Genomic DNA, 24,344 nt, shown 5'->3' on the forward strand with positions numbered 1-24,344 from the left:
TCTGTCCTGCCCTTATTTAAACTGTTTGAGGAAACGCAGATCGTTTTCGAAGAATGCACGTAAGTCGGTCACGCCGTAGCGCAGCATGGTCAGACGCTCCATGCCCATGCCGAAGGCAAAGCCAGAGTAAACTTCCGGATCGATACCCACGTTGCGCAGCACGTTTGGATGCACCATGCCGCAGCCCAGCACTTCCAGCCATTTGCCGTTTTTACCCATCACGTCAACTTCCGCAGACGGTTCGGTGAACGGGAAGTAGGACGGACGGAAACGAACCTGCAGATCTTCCTCAAAGAAGTTGTTCAGGAAATCGTGCAGCGTGCCCTTCAGGTTGGTGAAGCTGATATTTTTATCAACAATCAGGCCTTCCATCTGGTGGAACATCGGGGTGTGGGTCTGATCGTAGTCGTTACGATAGACGCGGCCCGGCGCGATAATACGGATTGGCGGCTCCTGATCCTTCATGGTACGGATCTGAACGCCGGAGGTCTGAGTACGCAGCAGACGCGTAGCGTCGAACCAGAAAGTGTCGTGGTCAGCGCGTGCCGGATGATGGCCAGGAATGTTCAGGGCGTCGAAGTTATGGTAATCATCTTCGATTTCCGGGCCAGTCGCCACGGTAAAGCCGAGCTCACCGAAGAAACTTTCAATGCGATCGATGGTGCGGGTAACCGGATGCAGACCGCCGTTTTCGATACGGCGACCTGGCAGAGAAACGTCAATCGTCTCTGCGGCCAGACGCGCATTCAGCACCGCGCTTTCCAGCTCGGCTTTGCGCGCGTTCAGCGCCTGCTGTACCTGCTCTTTGGCTTCGTTAATCACCGCACCGGCTGCCGGGCGTTCTTCTGGCGGCAGCTCGCGCAGGGTTGTCATCTGAAGGGTCAAGTGCCCTTTCTTCCCAAGATATTCGACGCGGACATTGTCTAACGCGGCAACATCTGAGGCCTGATTAATGGCGGCTGTTGCACTGGCAACCAGCTCTGCGAGATGTGACATGATTTTCCTCATTATGTCGGTGCAGACACCGATTTGGTGGAGTTATTCTCTCAAATTCAGGCACAAAAAAAGCCTCCATCGGGAGGCTTATCTGGCGCTGTTTTTCGTTTCATCTTTCACGCGCTAGCCTCCTGAAATCAGGTGCTAAAGTAAAAGAAGAAGCGGAAAATAGCAGCATTCATGCTTGCGTTACCTTGTCTGGTAAAAACCGTTAAGACCTTATTGAAAAGCCTGGACGGGTAAAAGTCAATGTTCTGATGATGTTAAAACAAAAGAGGGAGCAAAGCTCCCTCTCTCAACTGGCTTATGCCAGTGCTGCTTTCGCTTTTTCGACCAGAGCGGTGAACGCTACTTTGTCGAATACTGCGATGTCAGCCAGGATCTTACGGTCGATTTCAACAGAGGCTTTTTTCAGGCCGTTGATGAATTTGCTGTAAGAAATACCGTTCTGACGTGCTGCTGCGTTGATACGCGCAATCCACAGTTGACGGAACTGACGCTTACGCTGACGACGGTCACGGTAAGCGTACTGACCTGCTTTGATAACAGCCTGGAAGGCAACGCGGTAAACGCGTGAACGCGCACCGTAGTAGCCTTTAGCTTGTTTCAAAATTTTCTTGTGACGTGCACGTGCAATTACACCACGTTTTACGCGAGCCATATGTGCTCTCCTGTATCTATATTCTTAGTAAAAAAATTAAACGTTAACGGCTTATGCGTACGGCAGGCACGCGATAACCAGACCCAGATCGCCTTTAGAAACGAGGCCTTTTGGACGCAGGTGACGTTTACGCTTAGTAGATTTTTTGGTCAGAATATGACGCAGGTTTGCGTGCTTACGCTTAAATCCACCACCACCGGTTTTTTTGAAGCGCTTAGCAGCACCGCGTACGGTCTTAATTTTTGGCATCTTAATAACTTCCACTTCGCATTGTTAAATAAACGAAACATAGGCGAACAAAACCTATGAAACCCGAAGGCTCCACAGATTTTGCTGCTTGAAGGCCTTACTGTTTCTTCTTAGGAGCGAGCACCATGATCATCTGGCGGCCTTCGATCTTCGTAGGGAAGGATTCGACTACTGCCAGTTCACTCAGATCGTCACGGACGCGGTTAAGCACTTCCATACCAATCTGTTGGTGGGCCATCTCACGACCGCGGAAACGCAGTGTGATCTTGGCCTTATCGCCATCTTCCAGAAAGCGAATCAGGCTGCGGAGTTTTACCTGATAATCGCCATCGTCGGTACCAGGACGGAATTTGATTTCCTTAACCTGGATAACTTTTTGCTTCTTCTTCTGTTCCTTAGAAGACTTACTCTTTTCATAAAGGAACTTGCCGTAGTCCATGATACGACAAACTGGCGGTTCGGCGTTAGGGCTGATTTCAACTAAATCTACTCCAGCTTCTTCAGCTTTTTCGATCGCTTCTCTCAGACTCACAATCCCCAGTGGTTCACCTTCAAGATCTGTTAAGCGAACTTCCTGGGCGCGAATCTCGCCATTGATACGATTCGGACGTGCCGTTTGAACTCGTTTTCCGCCTTTAATACCTTATTCCTCCAGTTGTTGAAGACTGCGGCTGCGAATCTCTTGTTGCAGCTTCTCAATCACTTCACTTACGTCCAGGCTCCCCAGGTCTTTACCACGGCGGGTGCGAACGGCAACTTTGCCTGCTTCCACCTCTTTATCACCACAGACCAACATATACGGGACACGACGTAAAGTGTGCTCGCGGATTTTAAAGCCAATCTTCTCATTTCTCAAGTCTGCTTTTACGCGAATGCCCGCATTTTGCAGTTTCTGCGTCAATTCTTTAACGTAATCCGCCTGAGAATCGGTAATGTTCATCACCACGACCTGCACTGGCGCAAGCCAGGTTGGGAAGAAGCCAGCGAACTCTTCGGTCAGGATGCCGATGAAGCGCTCCAGAGAACCGAGTATTGCACGGTGAATCATTACCGGTACCTGACGCTCGTTGTCTTCGCCAACATAAGAGGCGCTTAAACGCTGCGGCAGGGAGAAGTCCAGCTGTACAGTACCGCACTGCCATGCGCGATCGAGGCAGTCATACAGGGTAAATTCAATTTTCGGACCGTAGAATGCGCCCTCGCCCAGCTGGTATTCGAACGGAATGCCGTTCTCTTCCAGCGCCACGGCGAGATCCGCTTCTGCGCGATCCCAGGTCTCATCGCTACCGATACGTTTTTCCGGACGCGTTGAGAGTTTGACGACGATCTTCTCGAAGCCAAAGGTGCTGTACATATCGTAGACCATACGAATACAGGCGTTAACTTCGTCACGGACCTGATCTTCAGTACAGAAGATATGCGCATCATCCTGAGTAAAGCCACGAACACGCATCAGACCGTGCAGCGCACCTGATGGCTCGTTACGGTGGCAGCTACCGAACTCCGCCATACGCAGCGGCAGGTCGCGGTAGGATTTCAGACCCTGGTTGAAGATCTGAACGTGGCCCGGGCAGTTCATTGGCTTGATGCAGTATTCACGGTTCTCAGACGAGGTGGTGAACATCGCATCTTTGTAGTTGTCCCAGTGGCCGGTTTTTTCCCACAGCACACGGTCCATCATGAACGGGCCTTTCACTTCCTGATACTGGTACTCTTTCAGCTTGGAGCGTACGAAAGTTTCCAGTTCACGGAAGATGGTCCAGCCGTCGTTATGCCAGAACACCATACCCGGCGCTTCTTCCTGCATGTGGTACAGGTCAAGCTGCTTACCGATTTTACGGTGGTCACGCTTCGCCGCCTCTTCCAGGCGCAGCAGGTACGCGTTCAGGGCTTTTTTATCGGCCCACGCGGTACCATAAATACGCTGCAACATCTTGTTGTTGCTGTCGCCACGCCAGTAGGCGCCCGCGATCTTCATCAGCTTAAAGTGATGACAGAAGCGCATGTTCGGCACGTGCGGTCCACGGCACATGTCGACGTATTCTTCGTGATGGTACAAGCCAGGCTTGTCATCATGCGAAATGTTTTCGTCAAGAATAGAGACCTTGTAGCTCTCGCCGCGCTTCACGAAGGTTTCACGCGCTTCGTGCCAGCTGACTTTCTTCTTGATGACGTCATAGTTCGTTTCGGCGAGCTCGTGCATGCGTTTTTCGAGCGCGTCGATATCTTCCTGAGTCAGGGTGTGGTCGAGGTCAACGTCGTAGTAGAAACCGTTGTCGATAACCGGACCGATCGCCATTTTGGTGTTTGGCCACAGCTGTTTGATGGCATGGCCTAACAGGTGCGCGCAGGAGTGACGAATGATCTCCAGACCTTCTTCGTCTTTCGCGGTGATGATTGCAAGCGTCGCATCGTTTTCGATAAGATCGGAAGCATCCACCAGCTCACCGTTAACACGGCCAGCGATAGTCGCTTTCGCGAGACCAGGACCAATGTCCAGGGCAACATCCATTGGGCTAACAGCACGGTCGAAATGGCGTTGACTGCCATCAGGAAGAGTAATTACAGGCATTTTATATCCTTATTTGCAGTGATGCCCCACACATAAGAGCATATACAAAGAAAATAATCGTGATTTGACAATAGATTACGACACCATCTGACCAACAATCGTCAAATTGGTTCGTCATCATTCACCTGCCGAATTCAGATTAATGCGGATTTACGGCAAGCGACGTAATGTTAACACTAACGCAAAGGAGATTGCACCCTCTGCGGCCAGATTGATGGGCTGGCACTTTCGTACGAATTTGCAGGTTGCTTCTCCCCTGCGCTCGCATTTCGAAGATGCTGGGCTACTCTTGAACAGGTCTTTAAACCCAAAGGTGCATACCATGAACGTATCCAGCAGAACGGTTGTGATATTGAATCTCCTTTCCGCCACAGGTTTATTGTTGATTCTCGCCGAACGATTCCACTGGTTCTGAGCCGACCCCTGCGCTGGCATAACCTAATCGATCCTGAGAAGGGGCATATTTCGGCCCTGTTTGGTAGACTGTGGATATCAACGAACAAGGATTAGGTTATGCCAACAAAACGATTTGCCGTAAAACACTGGAAAATGGTGCTGGTGCTGATTGCCATCTGCGGCGCAATGCTGCTACTCCGTTGGGCGGCAATGATTTGGGGCTAGGGGCGAAGACAGGTCATCAGAAGGGACGTCAAAAAACCACAGACAATAAACGGGCCGACATCATCGTCGGCCCGCTTTCATTACATTCTATAACCCAGTGAAACCGTGGTTCTGCGGTCGGTATGATCCGGCGCAGATTCTGGTGGTGAAGAGTTCCAGGTCACGTTGTAGGCCACTTTCAGACCAAAGTGTTCGTTGATAGCCACGTTCAGCGCCGTCTCAGAGTTCAGCGTCGTGTCGTCGGCACCAAATACAGAAACACCCTGGGTAAATTTGGTGTTGTCAGTCATCTGCCAGGCATAGGTACCGGAAGCGTAACCGAGCGGTTGGGTTTTGGTATCGCCATTGGTGTACTCGTCATAACGCACACCCGGACCGAATTCAAAACGGAGGCTGTGTACCGGACCGTTCAGGAACTGGCGACCATAACCGGCGGTGAACACATCGCGCTGGCGATAACCGTTGTAACGGTCAGTTAACCAGCTTGCCTGTCCAAACAGGTAGTCATAGTCGGTCATGTTGTAACGGCTACGTCCGCCTACCGCATATTTCTCGGAAGAACGTTCGTCATTAGCGGAAGTGTTGCTGGCATTACCCCACAGAGACCAGGCGGTGGTGTTGCCGTACCAGGTTAGCGTACTGTCCGCCGTCAGAGAAGAGCTTTTCGTGTTACCGGATTGTGCCAGGTACCCGGCGTTCAGGTTACCTTCAAACGGTTTTTTCGCGGTGGAAGGATCGTCCATGACAGTAAAAACGGTATCATCAGCGGTCGCGTTCATAGCCGCAAACACGCCACCCGCCAGCATCAGTGCAGCGGGCACTGTCTTTAAAAGCTTCATTTTATTAAGGAGTCCGTACAACAAAAAAAGAGACCACACGGTCCCGGAATCTTTCTTGAGGATCAATGACAAGGCGTCCAGAGAAAGGTAACAAATTATAAAAAGCCGCAAATAACATAGCAATGTTTTCTTATTTCATTTTTTGAATAAGAACGATCTCAAAAAGCGTTTTATTTTATATATCCCCCGCCTCACTTTTTGTCAGTATTCATATTTAAAATCATACTGTTATTTACATTGCCTTCCTGTCAAATGGTGCCAGGCTAATAAGAACCCATGCTAAAAGGAGGTAATGATGGTTTCTATCTATACTCTGACGCTCTCCCCTTCCCTGGATTCCGCCACCCTGACGCCGCAGATTTACCCGGAAGGTAAATTGCGCTGTAGCGCCCCGGTCTTTGAGCCCGGCGGCGGCGGGATCAACGTGGCGCGCGCCATTACACACCTCGGCGGCAAAGCCACGGCTATTTTCCCCACCGGCGGTGCCACCGGCGAACACCTGGTCTCTCTGCTGGCAGATGAACAGGTGGCCGTAGAGACCGTCGAGGCCAAAGACTGGACGCGGCAAAACCTGCATGTCCACGTGGGATCCAGCGGCGAGCAGTACCGTTTTGTCATGCCGGGCGCGAAACTGAGCGATGACGAGTTTCGTCAGCTTGAAGAGAAAGTGCTGACGATAGAAAGCGGCGCGCTGCTGGTGATAAGCGGCAGCCTGCCGCCCGGCGTAAGCACGGAAAAATTAACGGCGCTGATTCAGGCGGTACAGCAGCGCGGTATCCGCTGCATTGTCGACAGCAGCGGCGAGGCCCTGCAGGCGGCCCTGGTGCCGGGCAATCTGGAGCTGGTCAAACCCAACCAGAAAGAGTTAAGCGCGCTGGTCAACCGCGAACTGACGCAGCCTGATGATGTTCGCACCGCCGCGCAGGAGCTGGTACGCAGCGGCAAAGCGCGACGCGTAGTCGTCTCCCTTGGCCCTCAGGGGGCGCTGGCAGTCGATGAATCATCGTCCGTTCAGGTTGTCCCACCGCCGATGAAGAGCCAGAGCACGGTTGGCGCGGGCGATAGCATGGTGGGTGCGATGACGCTAAAACTGGCGCAGGGCGCGTCTCTGCTGGAAATGACACGCTACGGCGTGGCGGCGGGTAGCGCCGCAACCATCAACCAGGGCACGCGTCTCTGTTCACTTGCCGATACGCAAAAAATCGTCGATTACCTGTCCCGAAATTAGCACCTTTTCCCCTTCGTCTTTACGGAGGGGAATGTCCTCGCTGAGTCGCCAAACGCAAACTATCGACTATGCTAAGAAAACTTCCATGATAACAATGAGGTGAATTATGAGCAGTGGTGACATCACACGTTACGTCGTGACCATCAACCTTCATGAAGCATCGCTGACCGAGCTGAATGAGCTCAACAATGCTTTCACCCGGGCTAATTTTCTCCTCACCCTGACGGATGACGAGGGCAATATTCATGATTTAGGTACCCTGGCATTTGGTCTAATCGGTGCCCTGAGCCAGGAAGAGGTTCATGCGCTGGCCGCCAGTCTGGTGGAGAGCGTGACCGACAAGCCTGCCGAAATTGACGTGGATACCTGGGAAAGCTGGCGGAAAAAAGAACAATAAGTGCGCTGTATGAATTTAAACCGCTCAGGTGTGCGTTAGTTCGTATTTTTTTACCGCCATTATGCGCTAACTTTATGATCTGGCAGACAACATGGGAGAGACAACATGTGGCAGGCTATCAGTCATCTTTTACGTGAGCAGCTGGGTGAAGGTGAAATTGAACTGCGTAACGAACTGCCAGGCGGTGAAATCCACGCCGCGTGGCATTTACGCTACGCAGGGCGCGATCTTTTCGTTAAGTGCGATGAGCGAGAGCTGCTTCCGATATTTACCGCCGAAGCCGACCAGCTGGAGCTGTTGTCGCGCAGTAAAACGGTGACGGTCCCGCAGGTTCTGGCCGTGGGGAGCGACCGCGACTACAGCTTCCTGGTGATGGAGTATCTCCCCGCCCGGCCGCTGGATGCCCATAATGCGTTCATTCTCGGCCAACAGCTGGCGCGCCTGCATCAATGGAGCGACCAGCCGCAGTTTGGTCTCGATTTTGACAACGATCTCTCCACCACGCCACAGCCCAATGCCTGGCAGCGTCGCTGGTCGACATTTTTTGCCGAGCAGCGCATTGGTTGGCAGCTTGAGCTGGCCGCCGAGAAAGGGCTGGAATTTGGCAATATTGATGCCATCGTCGAACACGTTCAACAGCGTCTGGCATCCCACCAGCCTCAGGCGTCTCTGCTTCACGGCGATTTGTGGTCCAATAACTGCGCGCTGGGTCCCAACGGCCCCTATATCTTTGACCCGGCCTGCTACTGGGGTGACAGAGAGTGCGATCTTGCCATGCTGCCGCTTCATCCGGAACAGCCGCCGCAGATATACGACGGATACCAGTCTGTTTCTCCCCTGCCGCCCGGTTTCCTCGACCGCCAGCCGGTGTATCAGCTTTATACGCTGATGAACCGAGCCATTCTTTTTGGCGGAGAACACCTTGTTAACGCGCAGCGGGCGCTCGAGCGTATGCTTGCCGCCTGAGTAGAAAACGGGTGGCCTTGCCGCCACCCTAATCGCTTACAGAAAACCGAGCAGTGAGAAGAAGAAGTATCCCGCCACAATGATGATCACGGGAAGGATATAGAGCGGGAAGATTTGCAGGAAAATGGTGTGACGCGGCACAACAATGCGGGATTCAATCTGCTCCCGACTCATTCCTTCCGGGCCTTTGGCCTGCTCCAGAATCAACTGATCCTCAACGCCTTCGCGTAAAAAGCGAGTCTGGCGACTCATTCTCGCGCCAGAGGCCTGCAGTGCCAGCGCGACAAAGATCAGGGCGTATATCACCCAAAAGCCGATGTTCAGCTGTTGATGAAAATCCGGGGTGGGTGAATTAAACCAGAAAACATTCAAAAATGGCGTATTAAAACGCATCATCTCAATCATGACATGAGCGAAATCAAGCATTACCGCATTGATACCCGGCTGTTTTTCGCTGTGATCGTACATAAATTTGAGTACAGAAATCAGCGTAGAAATGACGGCAGGAATAAAAATCACCCAGCCAGCAATACGTTTTAAGACCGCAATGCGTCCAGCTTGTTGATACGTCATCAGTTCCTCTTCATAAAGACGCGTTATTTGTGCCTAAGTCTACCTGCTGGCCATCAATTTCGCCCGATCTTTGAAAGCAATATGCTAAATTGCAGATTGTGCTTAGCACGTATCGTCTGTCGAACACCCTGGATAAGGAGACGTTGTGATGTCGACACCGCGCCAAATTCTTGCCGCAATTTTTGACATGGATGGATTACTGATCGATTCCGAACCGCTGTGGGATCGCGCCGAACTGGATGTGATGGCCAGCCTGGGCGTGGATATCAGCCGCCGTAATGAACTTCCCGATACGCTGGGCCTGCGCATCGATATGGTGGTTGACCTGTGGTTTGCCCAACAGCCGTGGGTAGGTCCCAATCGCGATGAGGTGACCGCACGCATTATCAGCCGCGCCATTTCTCTGGTGGAAGAGAGCAGGCCGCTGCTGCCCGGCGTACGCGAGGCCGTCGCGCTGTGTAAAGCCCAGGGGCTGAAGGTTGGCCTGGCCTCGGCTTCACCGCTGCATATGCTGGAAAAAGTGCTGACGATGTTTGAACTGCGCGACAGTTTCGACGCGCTGGCGTCCGCTGAAAAATTGCCTTACAGCAAGCCGCACCCGCAGGTCTATCTGGACTGTGCCGCAAAGCTGGGCCTTGATCCCCTCAACTGCGTTGCGCTGGAAGATTCCGTTAACGGTATGGTGGCGTCGAAGGCTGCGCGGATGCGCTCCATTGTGGTGCCCGCTGAAGAAGGCCGTCACGATCCCCGGTTTGCGCTTGCCGATGTGAAGCTTAATTCGCTGGCAGAACTCACGGCGCATCACCTGCAGGGCGGTTAACGCCCTTCTCCGGTTTGTGACAAACAGTTACACCGTCACCTCTTCCGCCTACTGTATAAAAACCCTATACTGTATGAATTGACAGTTTTGTGGGTTTTATCATGACGGCGGAAGGCCACCTGCTTTTTTCAATTGCGTGCGCGGTATTTGCCAAAAACGCTGAACTCACCCCCGTGCTGGCACAGGGGGACTGGTGGCATATTGTCCCTTCCGCCGTACTGACCTGTCTGCTGCCCGACATTGACCATCCTAAATCCTTTCTCGGACAACGCCTGAAGTGGGTATCGAAACCCATCGCCCGCGCGTTCGGACACCGGGGGTTTACGCACAGCCTGCTGGCCGTGTTTGGCCTGCTGACGCTTTTCTATTTAAAGGTGCCCGAAAGCTGGATAGTCCCCGCCGATGCCATCCAGGGGATGGTGCTTGGCTATTTAAGCCATATTCTCGCCGATATGCTGACGCCTGCGGGCGTGCCGCTGCTTTGGCCCTGCCGCTGGCGCTTCCGTTTTCCCATCCTCGCCCCGCAGAAAGGTAACCAGCTTGAGCGCGTATTGTGCATGGCGCTGTTTGCTTACGCCGTCTGGATGCCGCAAACCTTGCCCGAAAACAGTGCAGTTCGCTGGTCATCCCAGATGATTAATTCGCTGCAATTTCAGTTTAATCGCTTTATTCATCACCAGATTGAACAGTAAACCAACAAAATTATCTCATTTGTCATAACCCATTCCATTTGGATATAAGCGCTACATCACACTTCTGCTAACCTTCCGCCAACAGGATCGGTAAAAACCGACCCAATAATAAATCAGGAGAACGGGGATGAATTTTCCACTCATCGCGAACGTCGTTGTGTTCGTTGTATTGCTATTGCTTCTCGCGCAGGCGCGCCACAAACAGTGGAGCCTGGCGAAAAAAGTGCTGGTTGGTCTGGCCATGGGTGTCGTATTTGGTCTGGCATTACAGGCAATTTATGGCTCCGATAATCCAGTTCTGAAAGACTCTATTCAGTGGTTCAACATCGTCGGTAACGGCTATGTCCAGCTGCTGCAGATGATCGTTATGCCGCTGGTGTTCGCCTCTATTCTGAGCGCCGTGGCCCGCCTGCATAACGCCACTCAGCTGGGAAAAATCAGTTTCCTGACCATTGGTACGCTGCTGTTCACCACGCTGATTGCCGCGCTGGTGGGTGTTCTGGTCACCAACCTGTTTGGCCTGACCGCAGAAGGTCTGGTTCAGGGTACCGCTGAAACGGCGCGTCTTACCGCGATTCAAACCAACTACGTGGGCAAAGTGGCTGACCTGACCGTGCCGCAGATGGTGCTCTCCTTCATTCCGAAGAACCCGTTTGCTGACCTGACCGGTGCGAGCCCAACCTCCATCATCAGCGTAGTTATTTTCGCCGCGTTCCTGGGCGTAGCGGCGCTGAAGCTGCTCAAGGACGACGCGCCAAAAGGCGAACGCGTGCTGACCGCGATTGACACCCTGCAAAGCTGGGTGATGAAGCTGGTTCGTCTGGTCATGCAGCTCACCCCTTACGGCGTGCTGGCGCTGATGACCAAAGTGGTTGCCGGCTCTAACCTGCAGGACATCATTAAGCTGGGCAGCTTCGTTGTCGCCTCTTATCTGGGCCTGGGCATTATGTTCGTGGTGCACGGCATCCTGCTGGGCGTGAACGGCGTCAGCCCGCTGAAATACTTCCGTAAAGTCTGGCCGGTACTGACCTTTGCCTTCACCAGCCGTTCCAGCGCCGCGTCTATTCCGCTGAACGTTGAAGCACAGACCCGTCGTCTGGGCGTGCCTGAATCCATCGCCAGCTTCTCTGCCTCCTTTGGTGCCACCATTGGTCAGAACGGCTGTGCGGGTCTGTACCCGGCGATGCTGGCGGTGATGGTTGCGCCAACCGTGGGTATCAACCCGCTGGATCCGGTTTGGATTGCCACGCTGGTCGGGATTGTTACCATAAGCTCCGCAGGCGTTGCGGGTGTTGGCGGTGGCGCAACCTTCGCCGCGCTGATTGTGCTGCCTGCGCTGGGCCTGCCCGTGACGCTGGTCGCGCTGCTGATCTCCGTTGAGCCGCTGATCGACATGGGCCGTACCGCGCTGAACGTGAGCGGCTCCATGACCGCCGGTACGCTGACCAGCCAGTGGCTGAAGCAAACCGACAAAGCGATTCTGGAAAGTGAAGACGACGCCGAGCTGGCGCACCGTTAATCACTTTAGAAATAAAAAAACCGCCTGATGGCGGTTTTTTTATGGCTGCTATTCTTCAACCTCTTCATCCTGGCGGATCTGCATCGCCCACCGCTGCGCTGACTCCGGCACCGTAAACGTGGGCGAGCGACGGAAATGTTCGCCGATCAGCACAAAGGCCACGTATTTCCCCCGCAGCTGCCAGACATCGCGAAAACCCTCCACTTTCAGGGCATGGTCAGGCGGCGCGGGCTCAACGCGGGGCACATAGCTAATAACCTGGCGGTTTTGTTGACGAAGAGGTTTCATAAGCGACTGGTTCACTAAAGCAAATTCTTGAAGCAGGAAAGTTCTATGATAGCCGATCCTGCTGCCTTCCGTCGCGCTCCGAGTGGACGGGATGGCTCCTTTCGTTAATGACGGCATGTGAAAACTCTTAGTTCGCGAGCCATCTCGCGACATTGTTCTATCCTTAATAGGGTTTTTAGCAATGGATAAAGGAGAAGCGTGCAATGTCGAACAAAGATAAAACACATCAATCACCGATTCATGGCACTGAGGAATCTCAACCGGGTATGGACTCTCTCGCCCCTGCTGACGGCTCTCACCGCCCCTCCCCTGGCCCTTCCGCGCCAGGCGAACAGCCTACCGCACCGGGAAGCATGAAATCGCCGGACACGGGAAACGAGAAGCTGAAATCGCTTGAGCCACACCGTAAAGGCGGCGAAGGTTTTGCGCTCACCACCAATCAGGGCGTGCGCATTGCAGACGATCAGAACTCCCTTCGCGCAGGCGCGCGCGGACCAACCCTGCTGGAAGACTTTATCCTGCGGGAAAAAATCACCCATTTCGACCATGAGCGCATTCCGGAGCGCATCGTTCACGCGCGCGGTTCCGCTGCGCACGGCTACTTCCAGCCATACAAGAGCCTGAAAGCGATCACCAAAGCGGACTTCCTCTCCGACCCGGACAAAATCACTCCGGTATTTGTGCGCTTCTCCACCGTACAGGGCGGCGCCGGTTCGGCAGATACGGTTCGGGATATCCGCGGCTTTGCCACCAAGTTTTATACCGAAGAGGGTATTTTCGATCTGGTGGGCAATAACACCCCGGTGTTCTTCATTCAGGACGCGCATAAATTTCCTGACTTTGTCCATGCGGTAAAACCGGAGCCCCACTGGGCCATACCGCAGGGACAAAGTGCGCACGACACCTTTTGGGACTACGTCTCCCTGCAGCCTGAAACCTTACACAACGTGATGTGGGCGATGTCAGACCGCGGCATTCCTCGCAGCTATCGCACCATGGAAGGGTTTGGCATCCACACCTTCCGTCTGATCAACGCCGAGGGTAAAGCCACGTTTGTGCGCTTCCACTGGAAGCCGGTGGCGGGTAAAGCCTCGCTGGTATGGGACGAGGCGCAGAAGCTGACCGGACGCGATCCGGACTTCCATCGCCGCGAACTGTGGGAATCCATTGAAGCGGGCGACTTCCCGGAATACGAACTGGGCCTGCAGCTCATACCGGAAGAGGACGAATTTAAGTTTGATTTCGATCTTCTTGACCCGACGAAGCTGATCCCGGAAGAGCTGGTGCCGGTTCAGCTGGTGGGTAAAATGGTGCTCAACCGCAACCCGGATAACTTCTTTGCCGAAAACGAACAGGTCGCGTTCCACCCGGGGCATATCGTACCGGGGCTGGATTTCACTAACGATCCGCTCTTGCAGGGACGTTTGTTCTCGTACACCGATACGCAGATCAGCCGTCTCGGCGGGCCGAACTTCCACGAAATTCCGATTAACCGCCCAACCTGCCCGTACCACAATTTCCAGCGCGACGGGATGCACCGTCAGGATATTGATACCAACCCGGCTAACTATGAGCCGAACTCCATCAACGATAACTGGCCGCGTGAAACCCCTCCCGGGCCGAAACGCGGTGGATTCGAATCGTACCAGGAGCGTATCGACGGCAACAAAATTCGCGAGCGCAGCCCGTCGTTCGGCGAGTATTACGCCCACCCTCGCCTGTTCTGGAACAGCCAGACGCCGATTGAGCAGCAGCACATTATCGGCGGCTTCAGCTTTGAGCTGAGTAAAGTGGTGCGTACCTACATCCGCGAGCGGGTGGTCGATCAGCTGGCGCGCATTGATATTCAGCTCGCCCAGAGCGTTGCGGATAACCTGGGTATTACGCTGACCGATGAGCAGCGCAACCTTGCGCCGCCGAAAGAGGTTAACGGCGTGAAGAAAGATCCATCCCTGAGCCTGTATGCCGTGCCGGGTGGCTCGATTAAAGGCCGCGTGGTCGCCATCCTGCTGAACGACAACACCCGCGCCAGCGACGTGCTGGGGATCATGCAGGCGCTGAAAACCCAGGGCGTGCATGCGAAACTGCTTTATTCCCGCATGGGGGAAGTGACCGCCGATGACGGCTCCGTGCTGCCGGTGGCGGCAACCTTTGCCGGGGCGCCATCGCTGACCGTCGATGCGGTGATTGTGCCGTGCGGGGATATTGACAGCCTGCTGAACAACGGTGACGCCGTGTATTATCTGCTGGAAGCCTATAAGCACCTGAAACCGATCGCGCTGTCCGGCGACGCACGACGGTTTAAGGCGCAGCTGAAGGTGGCCGATCAGGGTGAGGACGGTATTGTCGAGGGCGACAACGTTGACGATGCGTTCATGACGAAGCTGTTTGATTTGCTCGCGGCGCACCGCGTCTGGTCACGCAGCAGTAAGATTGACCAGATACCGGCGTAAAAAAAGCCGGGTGGCGCTTGCGCTTACCCGGCCTACATTTCGACTGGCTTTGTCTTTAAAGATCCCCAAACGTCCCCAACCGATACCCACGCTCGGCAATCGCATACTTCAGCGACGCCGACGTCAGCACGTCCAGCTCCGCCAGGCGCGGCCAGCAGTAGGCGCTTTTCCGCACGGTGTTATCGACAAAAGCAGGATGCGCCATGACCTCCAGCGACTTTTCCCCCCGCGTGGCGGAATCATCCAGCACCTTCAGGAACAGCGCTTCGTCGATCTCGTCGCCGTAAAATGTGCTGCTGAACCCCTCTGTGGTTGTCACGGCGCAGTCCGGCACGCCGCGCGCGTCCCGATCCACGCGCATCGCCACGCCTTTGCGCTGTGCAAACTCCGCGACAATCGGGAAAATCGCCGGAATCATGTGCACGTGGTGATGGCTGTCGATATGCGTCGGCGCCTTACCAAACACATCAACAAAGCGGTTGAACTGACGCTCCAGCTCGCCGGCAATCTCTTCGAGCGGCAGAGCATCCTGCTCCGCCAGTTCCCAAATCCATTTGCCCAGTTGGCCGTCGCGCGTCAGGCCCGGCATTGGCGAAAGCGGCATCCCGAGCGTCAGCACAAAATGCATGCCGACGCCCAGCTCCGGCACCTCGCGGCTCAGCTGCGCCGCGTGTTCAACCGCCTCACCATTCACCAGCGCCGTGGTAGAGGTCACAACCCCCCGGCGACAGGCTTCAATAATGCCGTAGTTCTGGCCTTTCGAGAGGCCAAAATCATCGGCATTAACGATCAGCAGGTTTTCCATTGTGCGTCCTCTTAGTGGTGTTTGAACTTCAGCTTCTCGATCGTGGCGGCAAAGTTCGGCAACCATTTTTCATGCGCCAGGATCATCTCGCTGGCCAGCTGCTCCGCATCGCGGTCGGAATGCACCAGCGGGCTGAGGTTCAGCGCCAGAAGCACGTCATTGAGCTCGCCGCTCAGCGCCGCATTGCTTGCCGCCACTTCAAAGCCTTTGATGGTGTGGATCAGGCCCATGACCTTATCATCGAAGTGGGTGATGCGTGGATGCGGTTTAGCGCCATCGCGTCCCAGGATGCAGGTCATCTCAACCGCCCAGTCCGCCGGGATATTGTCGATATGGCCGTGGTGCGGCACGTTGACATAGTGCTCCGCCTGCTTGTCGTTGTAGATGGCGTTAATCACCTCGCACGCCGCATCGGAGTAGTAGGCCCCGCCGCGCTGCTCCAGCTCTTTCGGTTTGACGTTCAGGTTCGGATCTTTATACAAATCGAACAGCTGCTTCTCGACTTTCTGAACAATCTGCGCGCGCGCGCCGCCCTTATAATACTCGCCCATTTCGATAGCCAGCATCTCTTTCTGCTTGAAGTAGTAAAGCAGGTACGAGCACGGCAGCAGGTTCAGCGAGCGGATCAGCCCTTCGCTGAACGGCAGGTCAAAGATGTTTTTCACCGATGCCGCCGTCAGGCGACCGGAAGCCACGCCGTCGAGCAGTTCGGCAAAGCGCGATTTTCCGTTCACGATAACGTCTTTAATGAACACCATGTGGTTCAGGCCGAACAGGTCGATGGAGAGGTCGTCACTGTCGGTCAGTGCCAGCACGTCGCGGATAAACATCTTCATGCCAATAGGAATATTACAGACGCCGATAAAGCGTTTGAAATCGGTATGACGATAGACCGCCTCGGTCACCATCCCGGCCGGGTTGGTAAAGTTAATCACCCACGCGTTCGGGCAGATCTCCTGCACGTCTTTGACGATATCGAAAATCACCGGGATGGTACGCAGACCTTTGAACAGGCCGCCCGCACCGTTGGTCTCCTGCCCGAGATAGCCGTGGCTCAGCGGAATACGCTCGTCCAGCTCGCGCGCTTTCAGTTGGCCGACGCGCAGCTGGGTGGTGACGAAATCCGCATCTTTCAGCGCCAGACGACGGTCCAGGGTTTTATGCACGGTCAGAGGCACGCCCGCTTTCTCCACCATGCGCTTGCACAGGTCGAAAATAATATTCAGCTTCTCCTGACCTTCCTCCACGTCCACCAGCCATAATTCGCTGACCGGTAATTCATGATAACGTTTCAGGAAACCTTCAAGTAATTCCGGGGTATAGCTGCTGCCGCCACCAATGGTTACGACTTTTAATTTCTTCTGCATAATATCTCCCTTAGCGTATCAGGTTAATCGCCTGCAAGGTATAGCGTACTCTTCCCGCTATTTGGGCAAGCCATTAAAGCAATATTTGTGGCGGGTAATCCGCCGAAAGTTAATTAATTACCGTTAAATTTTTCCGGTAACTGTTCGGTGTGAATGAAGTCAATTTTTTAAAGGTCTTAATAAACAGGCTGGGACTGCTGTATCCTGACTCGTACGCAATATCGGTAACAGAGTAGTTGGTAATTTCCAGCTGTTTCTTGGCAAAATTAATGCGGATTTCATTAATAATTTGCACGGGTGTTTTACGATAATAGCGCTGCGTCGCACGGGTCAGATATTCCTGGGATTTCCCCGACAGGGACACCATATTTTCCAGCGCATTTTCGCTGAACTGCCCTTTATCGTGCATCAGCTCAACGGTGCCGCGCAGCCATTGAGGAATATCATCCGTCACCTGCTGCTCTTCACGATGGTGGCGCAGTCGGTTCATCACGTAGAAGGTCACCGTTTCAATAAACTCATCAAATTCATTGTCGCGGAAGTTAAGCGAGGCGATAACCGTTTCAATCCAGGTCATAAACTCGTTTTTGACCCGATAGACCTGGGAGGCCACGAAGCAGAACGGCACCAGCGGCAGATAGTGCTTCTCAAAGAAGCGTCTGCTGACGCCCACATTCAGAATACGGGTGGCACCAAATTCGTAAAAGCTCTGGTGATAAGACCCCATCGGCAGGAAGACAAAATCCCCTCGCTCAAGCAGGACGCGCTTACCGTTGATCTCCTGGTAGTAGCGGCCGGTCAGAACAATCGTGAATTCGTAGTAGTCATGCTGGTGCAGACCACTGGCGCTCTCCGTTTTGTTGTAGATAACCACGTGAAAATTTTTGCCGTTAAACAGCTGCTGTTCAAGTGCGGTTTTAATTTCCATCGTGCTGACCTCCTGCTACTCAGTCTGACTTAGTGCATTTTCTCGTGAAGCTCAATGAGCTCCGCCACCAGCTCGCGCGCCAGCATCGAGGTCATCAGGTGATCCTGCGCGTGGACCAGCACCAGGCTGACCTTCATCTTCCCTTCGCCCTGGTCGCTTTCAATCAGCTTTGTCTGCACCAGGTGCGCTTCGTTCAGGGCCGTGCGGGACTGTTCCATCATGGTTTTCGCGGCGGCGAAATCCCCCTGCTTGGCCTGCTTCAGTGCGGCATAGGCCAGGCTGCGGGCCTGTCCGGAGTTGATGATAAGCCCCATCACCACTTCTTCGAGATCGTTCTCGACGGCTTCGTCTGCGACAATACTATCCAAATCTAACATTTTTAAGCTCCTTGTGGCTGGCGCGGGCTTCCCCGCGCCGGTCAATCTTAGAATTTCAGTGAGAGGGCGATATCCTCTTCGCTCTCTTCTTCATCAATAATGGTGGCTGCTTTGTTGGCAATCGCCACAAACGGCATGTACAGCAGGGTAGCAATCCCGAGGTTGAATATCGCCAGCAGGAAGGCCGCGACGCTGCCGTTGGTGTTGAAGAAGGCGCCCAGGCCCGCCGGCATGGTCCACGGCGCAATGTTGGTGACCGGTGGAATGATGCCCAGGTAATACGCCGTCAGGGTAATGGCGGCCAGCAGCGGCTGAATCAGGATGAACGGAATGAACATTACCGGGTTCATGATGATTGGCAGACCGAACAGAATCGGTTCGTTAATCTGGAAGATGCCTGATGGCAGCGCCAGCTTCGCGACCTGACGGTAGTCAGCACGACGAGAGACAATAAAGACCGCGATGATCAGACCCAAGGTCGCCCCGGTACCGCCCAGGAAGATATAGGAGTCAAGCATCGGCTTCGCCCACACATGGAAGGTTTTACCCGCTGCCAGCGCCGCGTCAACGGAGCCGTACTGTTGGTAAAGCGCAACGTTTTCCAGTGCCCAAGGGGTCATAATCCCGCTGTCCAGCGCGGCCAGTGCCAGTGAACCATGCACGCCAAAGAACCACAGCAGAGAGGTGAAAATCACATACGCCCAACCGACCACGCCACCCATCGACGCCAGCGGCGTAGAGATAGAGTCCATGATGATCTGGTGGAAGTTTGTGCCCCAGTGGGAGAGCGCCCAGGCGATAATCCCCATGATGGAGAGAATAATGAAGCCTGGAATCAACGCGGAAAATGAACGAGATACGGAAGCCGGTACGCTATCCGGCAGGCGGATAACCCAGTTGCGACGGATAATAAAGGTGAACATTTCTGCCACCACCAGGCCGATAACAATACCGGAGATGATGTTGGCCCCACCCAGCCAGTTGGCGCCAACGGCATAGGCTTCACCCACGCTGTATGGCGTCACGGTCATAAAAGCGGCGACGGATAATAACCCGGCAGCCAGCGGATCCACTTTACGCTCTTCTGCCAGCGCCATCCCAATAAAGAAAGGCGCCATCAGCGACATAATCCCCAACGTACCGTTATAGACGTTGCCGCCGATGGCTTTAAAACCATTAAGGGTTTCAATTGTGGAAGCGTCTAACCGAATTCCTAATGAATAAAAGAAGGAACCTTCACCAAAGCTCAGAAAAACGTTGTTAATTAAAACGAACATGGCCCCGGCCAGCGTCAACGGCATTAATTTAATAAAGCCGTTTTTGATGGCGTTAACGTGAGGCTGCTTTCCTATTTTAACAGCAAAAGGAAGGAGTACCTTTTCAAGTGAAGCGATGACTTTACTCATAGGAAAATACCCTTAAATGCCGTAACGCATGTTACGGCGTATTGTGTGTGAAATAACTCTTTGACGGGAAAAATAAAAATTAATTAGCAGCTTTTTTAATTGCTGCCACAGCAGCTTTAAGAACACCTAAACCATCAATCTTGCCGTACAGCCCCGAGTCGATCACTTCGACCGGTTTATTCGGTAACAGTCGTTGAATTTCGGGCAACATATAGGCAATTTGCGGCCCCAGTAAAACGACATCGGCTGTCTGGCCTTTTTCGCCCGCCAGCGTCTCTGGAAACGCTTCAATCACCACAGGGACTTCATACTTTTCAGCCTGCGCACGCATCTTTGACACCAGAAGCGACGTAGACATGCCCGCTGAGCAGAACAGGTAGATATGTTTCTTTTCCATCGTGATTTCCCTCTTGTATGACTACCTGCCATCGCGCTATCACTCGACTCGCTGTCCCGGCAGACAGGTAGCTTGCGTACTGTTGTTTATCGTTGGAGTGAGTATACGCAATGGTACAGACAGGGGATAATTCTGGATAGGCTCAAATTGTCTCTCATTGACCTGGCTTGTTGACTCCCTTCACATTTCGGGCAAATAATTCGCGCAAAGAAATAAGATTTTCTGATGCATAAAAAAACCGGCCCTTGGGCCGGCTTGTTAACATCCTCAGGCAAGCAGGGTTACTGCGCCTTAGGTGCCTGCGGATCGGTATCATATTCAGCACAGGTCTGATAGCCGGAGTTGATCACATGACCGGTATCATCCAGGGCGACAAAGTAGGTTTCTGCCTTACCATCACGTTGACCCAGGATATAGGTCTGGCAGGTCCCCTTCGCATGAATCATGGTTACTTCAGAAGAAGGTTTACCGGCAATCGCAGCCACCTGCGAACGGTTCATCCCTTTTTTGACGTCTTTTACTACGGGCTGCGTAAACTGATCCTTGGTGCGATCGTAAGCCGTACACCCTGCCAGCATAGTCAGTACCGCCGCTGCGCTAAGAATTCCTGCTACGTTCTTGTTCATATTCCGTCCTCTTGTTTATCAGCGTGTTATCTAAGCATGGGATAAAAAGTACTATTGTTCAACTTTGTGAGTTACGCCAGACGAATTTCGGAAAATTCTAATAAAACAACGATAACCTGCTAAATCGGCGCAAATTAGCGCACTCGAAACTGTGATCCTTGTCGTTTCTCGCCCAAAGGGTTAGTTTTAACAGCTAACACATTCTGTTTATGTACTGCATATGGAGGGCGTGATGGCTCTGCAACAAGAGATTATTCAGGCACTGGGCGCGAAGCCCACGGTAGATGCACATGAAGAGATCCGCCGCAGCGTGGATTTTTTAAAGTCGTACTTAAAAAAGAACGCGTTCCTGAAATCCCTGGTGCTGGGCATCAGCGGCGGCCAGGACTCTACCCTGACCGGTAAACTCTGCCAGATGGCAATTTCAGAGCTTCGCGAAGAGACGGGCGATGAGACACTGCAGTTTATCGCGGTGCGTCTTCCTTATGGCGTACAGGCGGACGAGCAGGATTGCCAGGATGCGATTACCTTTATTCAGCCTGACCGCGTGCTGACCGTGAATATTAAGGGCTCGGTGCTGGCAAGCGAGCAGGCGCTTCGCGAAGCGGGCATTGAGCTGAGCGATTTTGTTCGCGGCAACGAGAAAGCGCGCGAGCGCATGAAAGCGCAGTACAGCATCGCCGGGATGACCAAAGGCGTCGTCGTCGGCACCGACCACGCGGCAGAAGCCATCACCGGTTTCTTCACCAAATACGGCGACGGCGGCACCGACATTAACCCTATCTTCCGTCTCAACAAGCGTCAGGGTAAGCAGCTGCTGGCCGCGCTGGGCTGTCCTGAGCATCTTTATAAGAAAGCGCCGACAGCGGACCTTGAAGACGATCGCCCTTCCCTGCCGGATGAAGCGGCCCTTGGCGTCACCTATGACAACATTGATGATTATCTGGAAGGCAAAAAGCTGGATGAAGGTACCGCGAAAATCATCGAAGGCTGGTATCTGAAAACCGAGCACAAGCGCCACACGCCAATTACGGTGTTTGACGATTTTTGGAAATAAACGCAAAACGGTAACCCAGGTTACCGTTTTTTGTGTTTGCTCCCTCTCCCGTGGGAGAGGGTTGGGGTGAGGGCATCAGGCCGCACGTCATGGCCGGGTAAGGCGTAGCCGCCACCCGGCTCTTTTTTAACCACCACACTCCTGCTATACTGTATACCTGAACAGTATATGGAGCAGTATGTGAGCAGGCGTCAATCCGCCCCGCGTCTTGAGTTTGAAGCGGCGGCTATCTACGAATATCCCGAACACCTTCGCCCCTGGCTTGAGGCGCTGCCTAAACAGCCGGGCGTGTACATCTTTCACGGCGAAAGCGACACCCTGCCGCTTTATATCGGCAAGAGCGTTAACATTCGCAGCCGGGTGTTATCCCATCTTCGTACGCCGGACGAGGCCGCGATGCTGCGCCAGTCGCGACGCATTACCTGGTTCCAGACGGCGGGAGAAATGGGCGCGCTGCTGCTGGAGGCGCGGTTGATAAAAGAACAACAGCCGCTGTTTAATAAGCGCCTGCGCCGCAACCGTCAGCTCTGCTCCCTGCAGATCAACGATGGCAAGCCGCAGGTCGTCTACGCGCGCGACGTTGATTTTTCTCATGCCCCGAATCTCTATGGGCTGTTCGCCAATAAGCGTGCCGCACTCCAGGCGCTGCAGACGCTGGCGGACGAGCGACAGCTTTGCTACAGCCTTTTGGGTCTGGAGGCAACCACCCGCGGACGCGCCTGTTTTCGATCCGCGCTGAAGCGCTGCGCCGGTGCCTGCTGCGGGAAAGAGAGCGTTGAGGCGCATCACGCCAGGCTCCTCAGCGGTCTGGCGGCCATCAGCGTGAACTGCTGGCCGTGGGAAAGCGCCGTTGCGCTAAAAGAAGTGGGCGAGGCAATGACCCAGTATCACATCGTCAACAACTGGCTCTGGCTGGGCGCCGTCGACGACATCAACGACGCGGCAACCCTGCTGCGCACGCCCGCCGGATTTGACCACGATGGCTATAAAATCCTCTGTAAACCGGTCCTGGCCGGAAAGTTTGAGATCGTTGTGCTCAATGACCCGGCAGCCACGTGATTTCGCTGAACAATAAGGTGCCCTGAGCCTCCAGCAGACGCAGCGTATGGGACCCCTCCTCCCAGCTGGCCCCCTGATCGGCCGTCAGCAGTTTATCCCCCAGCTGCCACGCCCCGCTTAGCACAAACGCCACGCCCCCGCGCGAGCCAAAGGTGGTAAAGGTTCGGTCAGCAACGCGCACCTTCGCCTGGCAGCAGTCGCGCCGGGTCATGATGTTAAAGTCCATCGCCATCCGCCCATCGGAAAGCAGCGCTTTCACCGGCAAATCGCCGGCAAAACTGTAGGGCTGATGATGCTTCAGGGTATGGAAGAACGCCTGACCCGCATCCAGCGTCACCTCTCCCCCTTCCAGCAGTGTAATCACCCGATCGACACCGGGAAACGAGGAGAATTCGCCGTTGCTGGCGATAGTCGCGATACTGGCACGCCAGTGAAAATCGCGCGTCGCGGGAGGGAAGCAGCAAATCTCACGCGTTTCGCCAGCACCATTGCGCCAGAGGCTCACCGGCATCTTACGGATATCAAAGAACTCCATCACCACTCCTGAATGGCACAACCCGTGCCAGGGCAAGGATATCGCTATCGTTGCTGTCTTGTTTGTTATCGTTGGGTATTCACAGAAACAGTATCGGCAGCAGAGCGGACAGGCCTTAGCGGAACGTTAATAAAAATTCTAACGCCATGACTCTGCAAACATTCTCTGAAGCGACTACAGGAGGATACCGCGCTGGCGGCGACAGGCAAGAGGGCAGGAAAGAAAAACCGCCGGTCCTGTCCACAGCGGTTGCGCTTTTGTGGACAGGATCCCGGCGGTCTTAAGAGTGTGAACCGATTATTCGGTTGGTGCTGGCATTTTACCTTCCATCGCCGGACGTTCTGTCAGACGCTTCTCAAAATTCGCATTAAATTGTTTTTTCTGTTCCGGGGTCAGAATGTTGTAGATCTTGTTCTGGGTTTCCATGTGAGCCAGCATGCGCGCTTTGTGCTGCTCGGCCATTTTGTCGATCTGCGCTTCGGCTTTCGCCTTATCGAAGCTGTCGCTGGCGATGATGTCATGCATCGCACGGCGCTCTTCAAGCGGAGGACGTTTCATCTGGTCGCGTTCACCTTTTTTGATGTCGCGGATCTGCTGCTTCTGCGCATCCGTCAGGTTGAGATCCTTAAACATCATCATCTCGTTATGCATACCCGGACCTTTATGATGCATCATCATTTTGCCTTCAGCAGGCGCAGTAGTCGTAGTGGTCGCAGTATCTGCGGCGAACGCCATGCTGGTAGCGCCCAGAGCCAGGGTAGAAGCAACAAACAGTGCAGTAAACTTACGCATAATTTATTTCCTTTCTTTCAGTTATTCTTCGGCGCTATGCCGTGTTGACGAGATTAACTTTACGGGGTTTATCGTCAATTAGTCAGAGCAACGGTAAAACAATGAAAGTGTAAAAAACAAA

Annotated in this window: 29 protein-coding genes and 1 other annotated feature; of the genes, 11 read left to right on the forward strand and 18 right to left on the reverse strand. The window is 53.9% G+C overall.

Annotated features, from left to right (window positions below):
• Positions 1 to 12 precede the first annotated feature (12 nt).
• From pheS to thrS, 6 genes are all read right to left on the reverse strand, one after another.
• Positions 13 to 996, reverse strand: coding sequence for a phenylalanine--tRNA ligase subunit alpha (pheS, locus tag KIF87_RS08935; RefSeq protein WP_010426091.1), 984 nt, complete (start codon positions 994 to 996; stop codon positions 13 to 15).
• A gap of 62 nt (positions 997 to 1,058) precedes the next feature.
• Positions 1,059 to 1,183, reverse strand: a sequence feature (Phe leader region).
• On the reverse strand, positions 1,134 to 1,178 hold the full coding sequence (gene pheM / locus KIF87_RS08940; protein WP_001386830.1) for a pheST operon leader peptide PheM: 45 nt from the start codon (positions 1,176 to 1,178) through the stop codon (positions 1,134 to 1,136). It overlaps the preceding feature by 45 nt.
• 117 nt (positions 1,184 to 1,300) lie before the next feature.
• Positions 1,301 to 1,657, reverse strand: a complete 357-nt coding sequence (gene rplT / locus KIF87_RS08945; protein WP_000124850.1) for a 50S ribosomal protein L20 — start codon at positions 1,655 to 1,657, stop codon at positions 1,301 to 1,303.
• Positions 1,658 to 1,708: 51 nt separating this feature from the next.
• Positions 1,709 to 1,906 carry a 50S ribosomal protein L35 gene (rpmI, locus tag KIF87_RS08950; RefSeq protein ID WP_003030583.1) on the reverse strand — a complete coding sequence of 66 codons (198 nt, stop codon included), beginning with the start codon at positions 1,904 to 1,906 and terminating at the stop codon, positions 1,709 to 1,711.
• Between the two features lie 97 nt (positions 1,907 to 2,003).
• Positions 2,004 to 2,546, reverse strand: coding sequence for a translation initiation factor IF-3 (gene infC, locus KIF87_RS08955; RefSeq protein WP_014069901.1), 543 nt, complete (start codon positions 2,544 to 2,546; stop codon positions 2,004 to 2,006).
• Between the two features lie 3 nt (positions 2,547 to 2,549).
• Positions 2,550 to 4,478, reverse strand: a complete 1,929-nt coding sequence (gene thrS, locus KIF87_RS08960; protein WP_008500657.1) for a threonine--tRNA ligase — start codon at positions 4,476 to 4,478, stop codon at positions 2,550 to 2,552.
• 322 nt (positions 4,479 to 4,800) lie between these two features.
• Here thrS and yncL point away from each other — a divergent pair, with 322 nt between their 5' ends.
• Positions 4,801 to 4,893 carry a stress response membrane protein YncL gene (gene yncL, locus KIF87_RS08965; protein WP_121424372.1) on the forward strand — a complete coding sequence of 31 codons (93 nt, stop codon included), beginning with the start codon at positions 4,801 to 4,803 and terminating at the stop codon, positions 4,891 to 4,893.
• A gap of 98 nt (positions 4,894 to 4,991) precedes the next feature.
• On the forward strand, positions 4,992 to 5,099 hold the full coding sequence (yniD, locus tag KIF87_RS08970; protein WP_008500658.1) for a small membrane protein YniD: 108 nt from the start codon (positions 4,992 to 4,994) through the stop codon (positions 5,097 to 5,099).
• Positions 5,100 to 5,179: 80 nt separating this feature from the next.
• Here yniD and KIF87_RS08975 read toward each other — a convergent pair whose 3' ends face one another.
• The gene (locus KIF87_RS08975; RefSeq protein ID WP_029740435.1) at positions 5,180 to 5,938 is read right to left on the reverse strand and encodes a DUF481 domain-containing protein; all 759 of its coding nucleotides are present in this window, start codon (positions 5,936 to 5,938) and stop codon (positions 5,180 to 5,182) included.
• A 295-nt stretch (positions 5,939 to 6,233) separates the two neighbouring features.
• Here KIF87_RS08975 and pfkB point away from each other — a divergent pair, with 295 nt between their 5' ends.
• The 3 genes from pfkB (at position 6,234) to KIF87_RS08990 (ending at position 8,529) form a co-directional block, all read left to right on the forward strand.
• The gene (gene pfkB, locus KIF87_RS08980; protein WP_213328573.1) at positions 6,234 to 7,166 is read left to right on the forward strand and encodes a 6-phosphofructokinase II; all 933 of its coding nucleotides are present in this window, start codon (positions 6,234 to 6,236) and stop codon (positions 7,164 to 7,166) included.
• A 106-nt stretch (positions 7,167 to 7,272) separates the two neighbouring features.
• A complete protein-coding gene (ghoS, locus tag KIF87_RS08985; protein WP_047648044.1) occupies positions 7,273 to 7,563 on the forward strand; it encodes a type V toxin-antitoxin system endoribonuclease antitoxin GhoS in 291 nt (96 codons plus the stop codon).
• A 105-nt stretch (positions 7,564 to 7,668) separates the two neighbouring features.
• A complete protein-coding gene (locus tag KIF87_RS08990) occupies positions 7,669 to 8,529 on the forward strand; it encodes a fructosamine kinase family protein (protein ID WP_029740438.1) in 861 nt (286 codons plus the stop codon).
• Positions 8,530 to 8,565: 36 nt separating this feature from the next.
• Here KIF87_RS08990 and KIF87_RS08995 read toward each other — a convergent pair whose 3' ends face one another.
• Complete coding sequence (locus KIF87_RS08995) at positions 8,566 to 9,102, reverse strand: YniB family protein (protein WP_023311291.1); 537 nt, start codon at positions 9,100 to 9,102, stop codon at positions 8,566 to 8,568.
• Positions 9,103 to 9,250: 148 nt separating this feature from the next.
• Here KIF87_RS08995 and hxpB point away from each other — a divergent pair, with 148 nt between their 5' ends.
• The 3 genes from hxpB (at position 9,251) to KIF87_RS09010 (ending at position 12,133) form a co-directional block, all read left to right on the forward strand.
• Complete coding sequence (gene hxpB, locus KIF87_RS09000) at positions 9,251 to 9,922, forward strand: hexitol phosphatase HxpB (protein ID WP_213328532.1); 672 nt, start codon at positions 9,251 to 9,253, stop codon at positions 9,920 to 9,922.
• 101 nt (positions 9,923 to 10,023) lie between these two features.
• Positions 10,024 to 10,614, forward strand: a complete 591-nt coding sequence (locus KIF87_RS09005; RefSeq protein WP_014883483.1) for a metal-dependent hydrolase — start codon at positions 10,024 to 10,026, stop codon at positions 10,612 to 10,614.
• A gap of 127 nt (positions 10,615 to 10,741) precedes the next feature.
• Entirely contained in the window at positions 10,742 to 12,133 is a 1,392-nt protein-coding gene (locus KIF87_RS09010) for an L-cystine transporter (RefSeq protein WP_029740442.1), read from the forward strand.
• A gap of 48 nt (positions 12,134 to 12,181) precedes the next feature.
• On the opposite strand, the gene cedA is transcribed toward KIF87_RS09010, so the two are convergent.
• A complete protein-coding gene (gene cedA, locus KIF87_RS09015; RefSeq protein WP_349628216.1) occupies positions 12,182 to 12,574 on the reverse strand; it encodes a cell division activator CedA in 393 nt (130 codons plus the stop codon).
• A 50-nt stretch (positions 12,575 to 12,624) separates the two neighbouring features.
• Between cedA and katE the strand changes: the two genes are divergently transcribed.
• A complete protein-coding gene (gene katE / locus KIF87_RS09020) occupies positions 12,625 to 14,874 on the forward strand; it encodes a catalase HPII (RefSeq protein WP_213328533.1) in 2,250 nt (749 codons plus the stop codon).
• A gap of 55 nt (positions 14,875 to 14,929) precedes the next feature.
• Here the strand turns inward: katE and chbG are convergent, their stop codons facing one another.
• The 7 genes from chbG to osmE all read right to left on the reverse strand — a co-directional run bounded on the left by chbG (position 14,930) and on the right by osmE (position 20,780).
• A complete protein-coding gene (chbG, locus tag KIF87_RS09025; protein ID WP_213328534.1) occupies positions 14,930 to 15,679 on the reverse strand; it encodes a chitin disaccharide deacetylase in 750 nt (249 codons plus the stop codon).
• Between the two features lie 11 nt (positions 15,680 to 15,690).
• Entirely contained in the window at positions 15,691 to 17,046 is a 1,356-nt protein-coding gene (locus KIF87_RS09030; protein ID WP_096151438.1) for a 6-phospho-beta-glucosidase, read from the reverse strand.
• Between the two features lie 109 nt (positions 17,047 to 17,155).
• The gene (gene chbR / locus KIF87_RS09035; protein ID WP_047648049.1) at positions 17,156 to 17,974 is read right to left on the reverse strand and encodes a transcriptional regulator ChbR; all 819 of its coding nucleotides are present in this window, start codon (positions 17,972 to 17,974) and stop codon (positions 17,156 to 17,158) included.
• Between the two features lie 29 nt (positions 17,975 to 18,003).
• On the reverse strand, positions 18,004 to 18,351 hold the full coding sequence (gene chbA, locus KIF87_RS09040) for a PTS N,N'-diacetylchitobiose transporter subunit IIA (protein WP_063142895.1): 348 nt from the start codon (positions 18,349 to 18,351) through the stop codon (positions 18,004 to 18,006).
• A gap of 47 nt (positions 18,352 to 18,398) precedes the next feature.
• Positions 18,399 to 19,757, reverse strand: coding sequence for a PTS N,N'-diacetylchitobiose transporter subunit IIC (chbC, locus tag KIF87_RS09045; protein ID WP_063142894.1), 1,359 nt, complete (start codon positions 19,755 to 19,757; stop codon positions 18,399 to 18,401).
• A gap of 79 nt (positions 19,758 to 19,836) precedes the next feature.
• Complete coding sequence (gene chbB, locus KIF87_RS09050; protein WP_008500676.1) at positions 19,837 to 20,154, reverse strand: PTS N,N'-diacetylchitobiose transporter subunit IIB; 318 nt, start codon at positions 20,152 to 20,154, stop codon at positions 19,837 to 19,839.
• A gap of 281 nt (positions 20,155 to 20,435) precedes the next feature.
• Positions 20,436 to 20,780 (reverse strand): osmotically-inducible lipoprotein OsmE, encoded by a 345-nt coding sequence (osmE, locus tag KIF87_RS09055; protein ID WP_213328535.1) that lies wholly within the window; start codon positions 20,778 to 20,780, stop codon positions 20,436 to 20,438.
• A gap of 232 nt (positions 20,781 to 21,012) precedes the next feature.
• On the opposite strand from osmE, the gene nadE reads away from it, so the two are divergent.
• Complete coding sequence (gene nadE / locus KIF87_RS09060) at positions 21,013 to 21,837, forward strand: NAD(+) synthase (protein ID WP_029740447.1); 825 nt, start codon at positions 21,013 to 21,015, stop codon at positions 21,835 to 21,837.
• Between the two features lie 168 nt (positions 21,838 to 22,005).
• Positions 22,006 to 22,896, forward strand: a complete 891-nt coding sequence (cho, locus tag KIF87_RS09065; protein WP_249665852.1) for an excinuclease Cho — start codon at positions 22,006 to 22,008, stop codon at positions 22,894 to 22,896.
• On the opposite strand, the gene ves is transcribed toward cho, so the two are convergent.
• Both ves and spy read right to left on the reverse strand, forming a co-directional pair.
• Positions 22,874 to 23,431 carry an environmental stress-induced protein Ves gene (gene ves, locus KIF87_RS09070; protein ID WP_213328537.1) on the reverse strand — a complete coding sequence of 186 codons (558 nt, stop codon included), beginning with the start codon at positions 23,429 to 23,431 and terminating at the stop codon, positions 22,874 to 22,876. The two genes, cho and ves, sit on opposite strands and share 23 nt — an antisense overlap.
• Positions 23,432 to 23,728: 297 nt before the next feature.
• Positions 23,729 to 24,223 (reverse strand): ATP-independent periplasmic protein-refolding chaperone Spy, encoded by a 495-nt coding sequence (gene spy / locus KIF87_RS09075; protein ID WP_213328538.1) that lies wholly within the window; start codon positions 24,221 to 24,223, stop codon positions 23,729 to 23,731.
• Between the last annotated feature and the right edge of the window lie 121 nt (positions 24,224 to 24,344).

Source organism: Enterobacter sp. 120016, assembly GCF_018383635.1.
In the GTDB taxonomy this organism is placed as follows: domain Bacteria; phylum Pseudomonadota; class Gammaproteobacteria; order Enterobacterales; family Enterobacteriaceae; genus Enterobacter; species Enterobacter asburiae_D.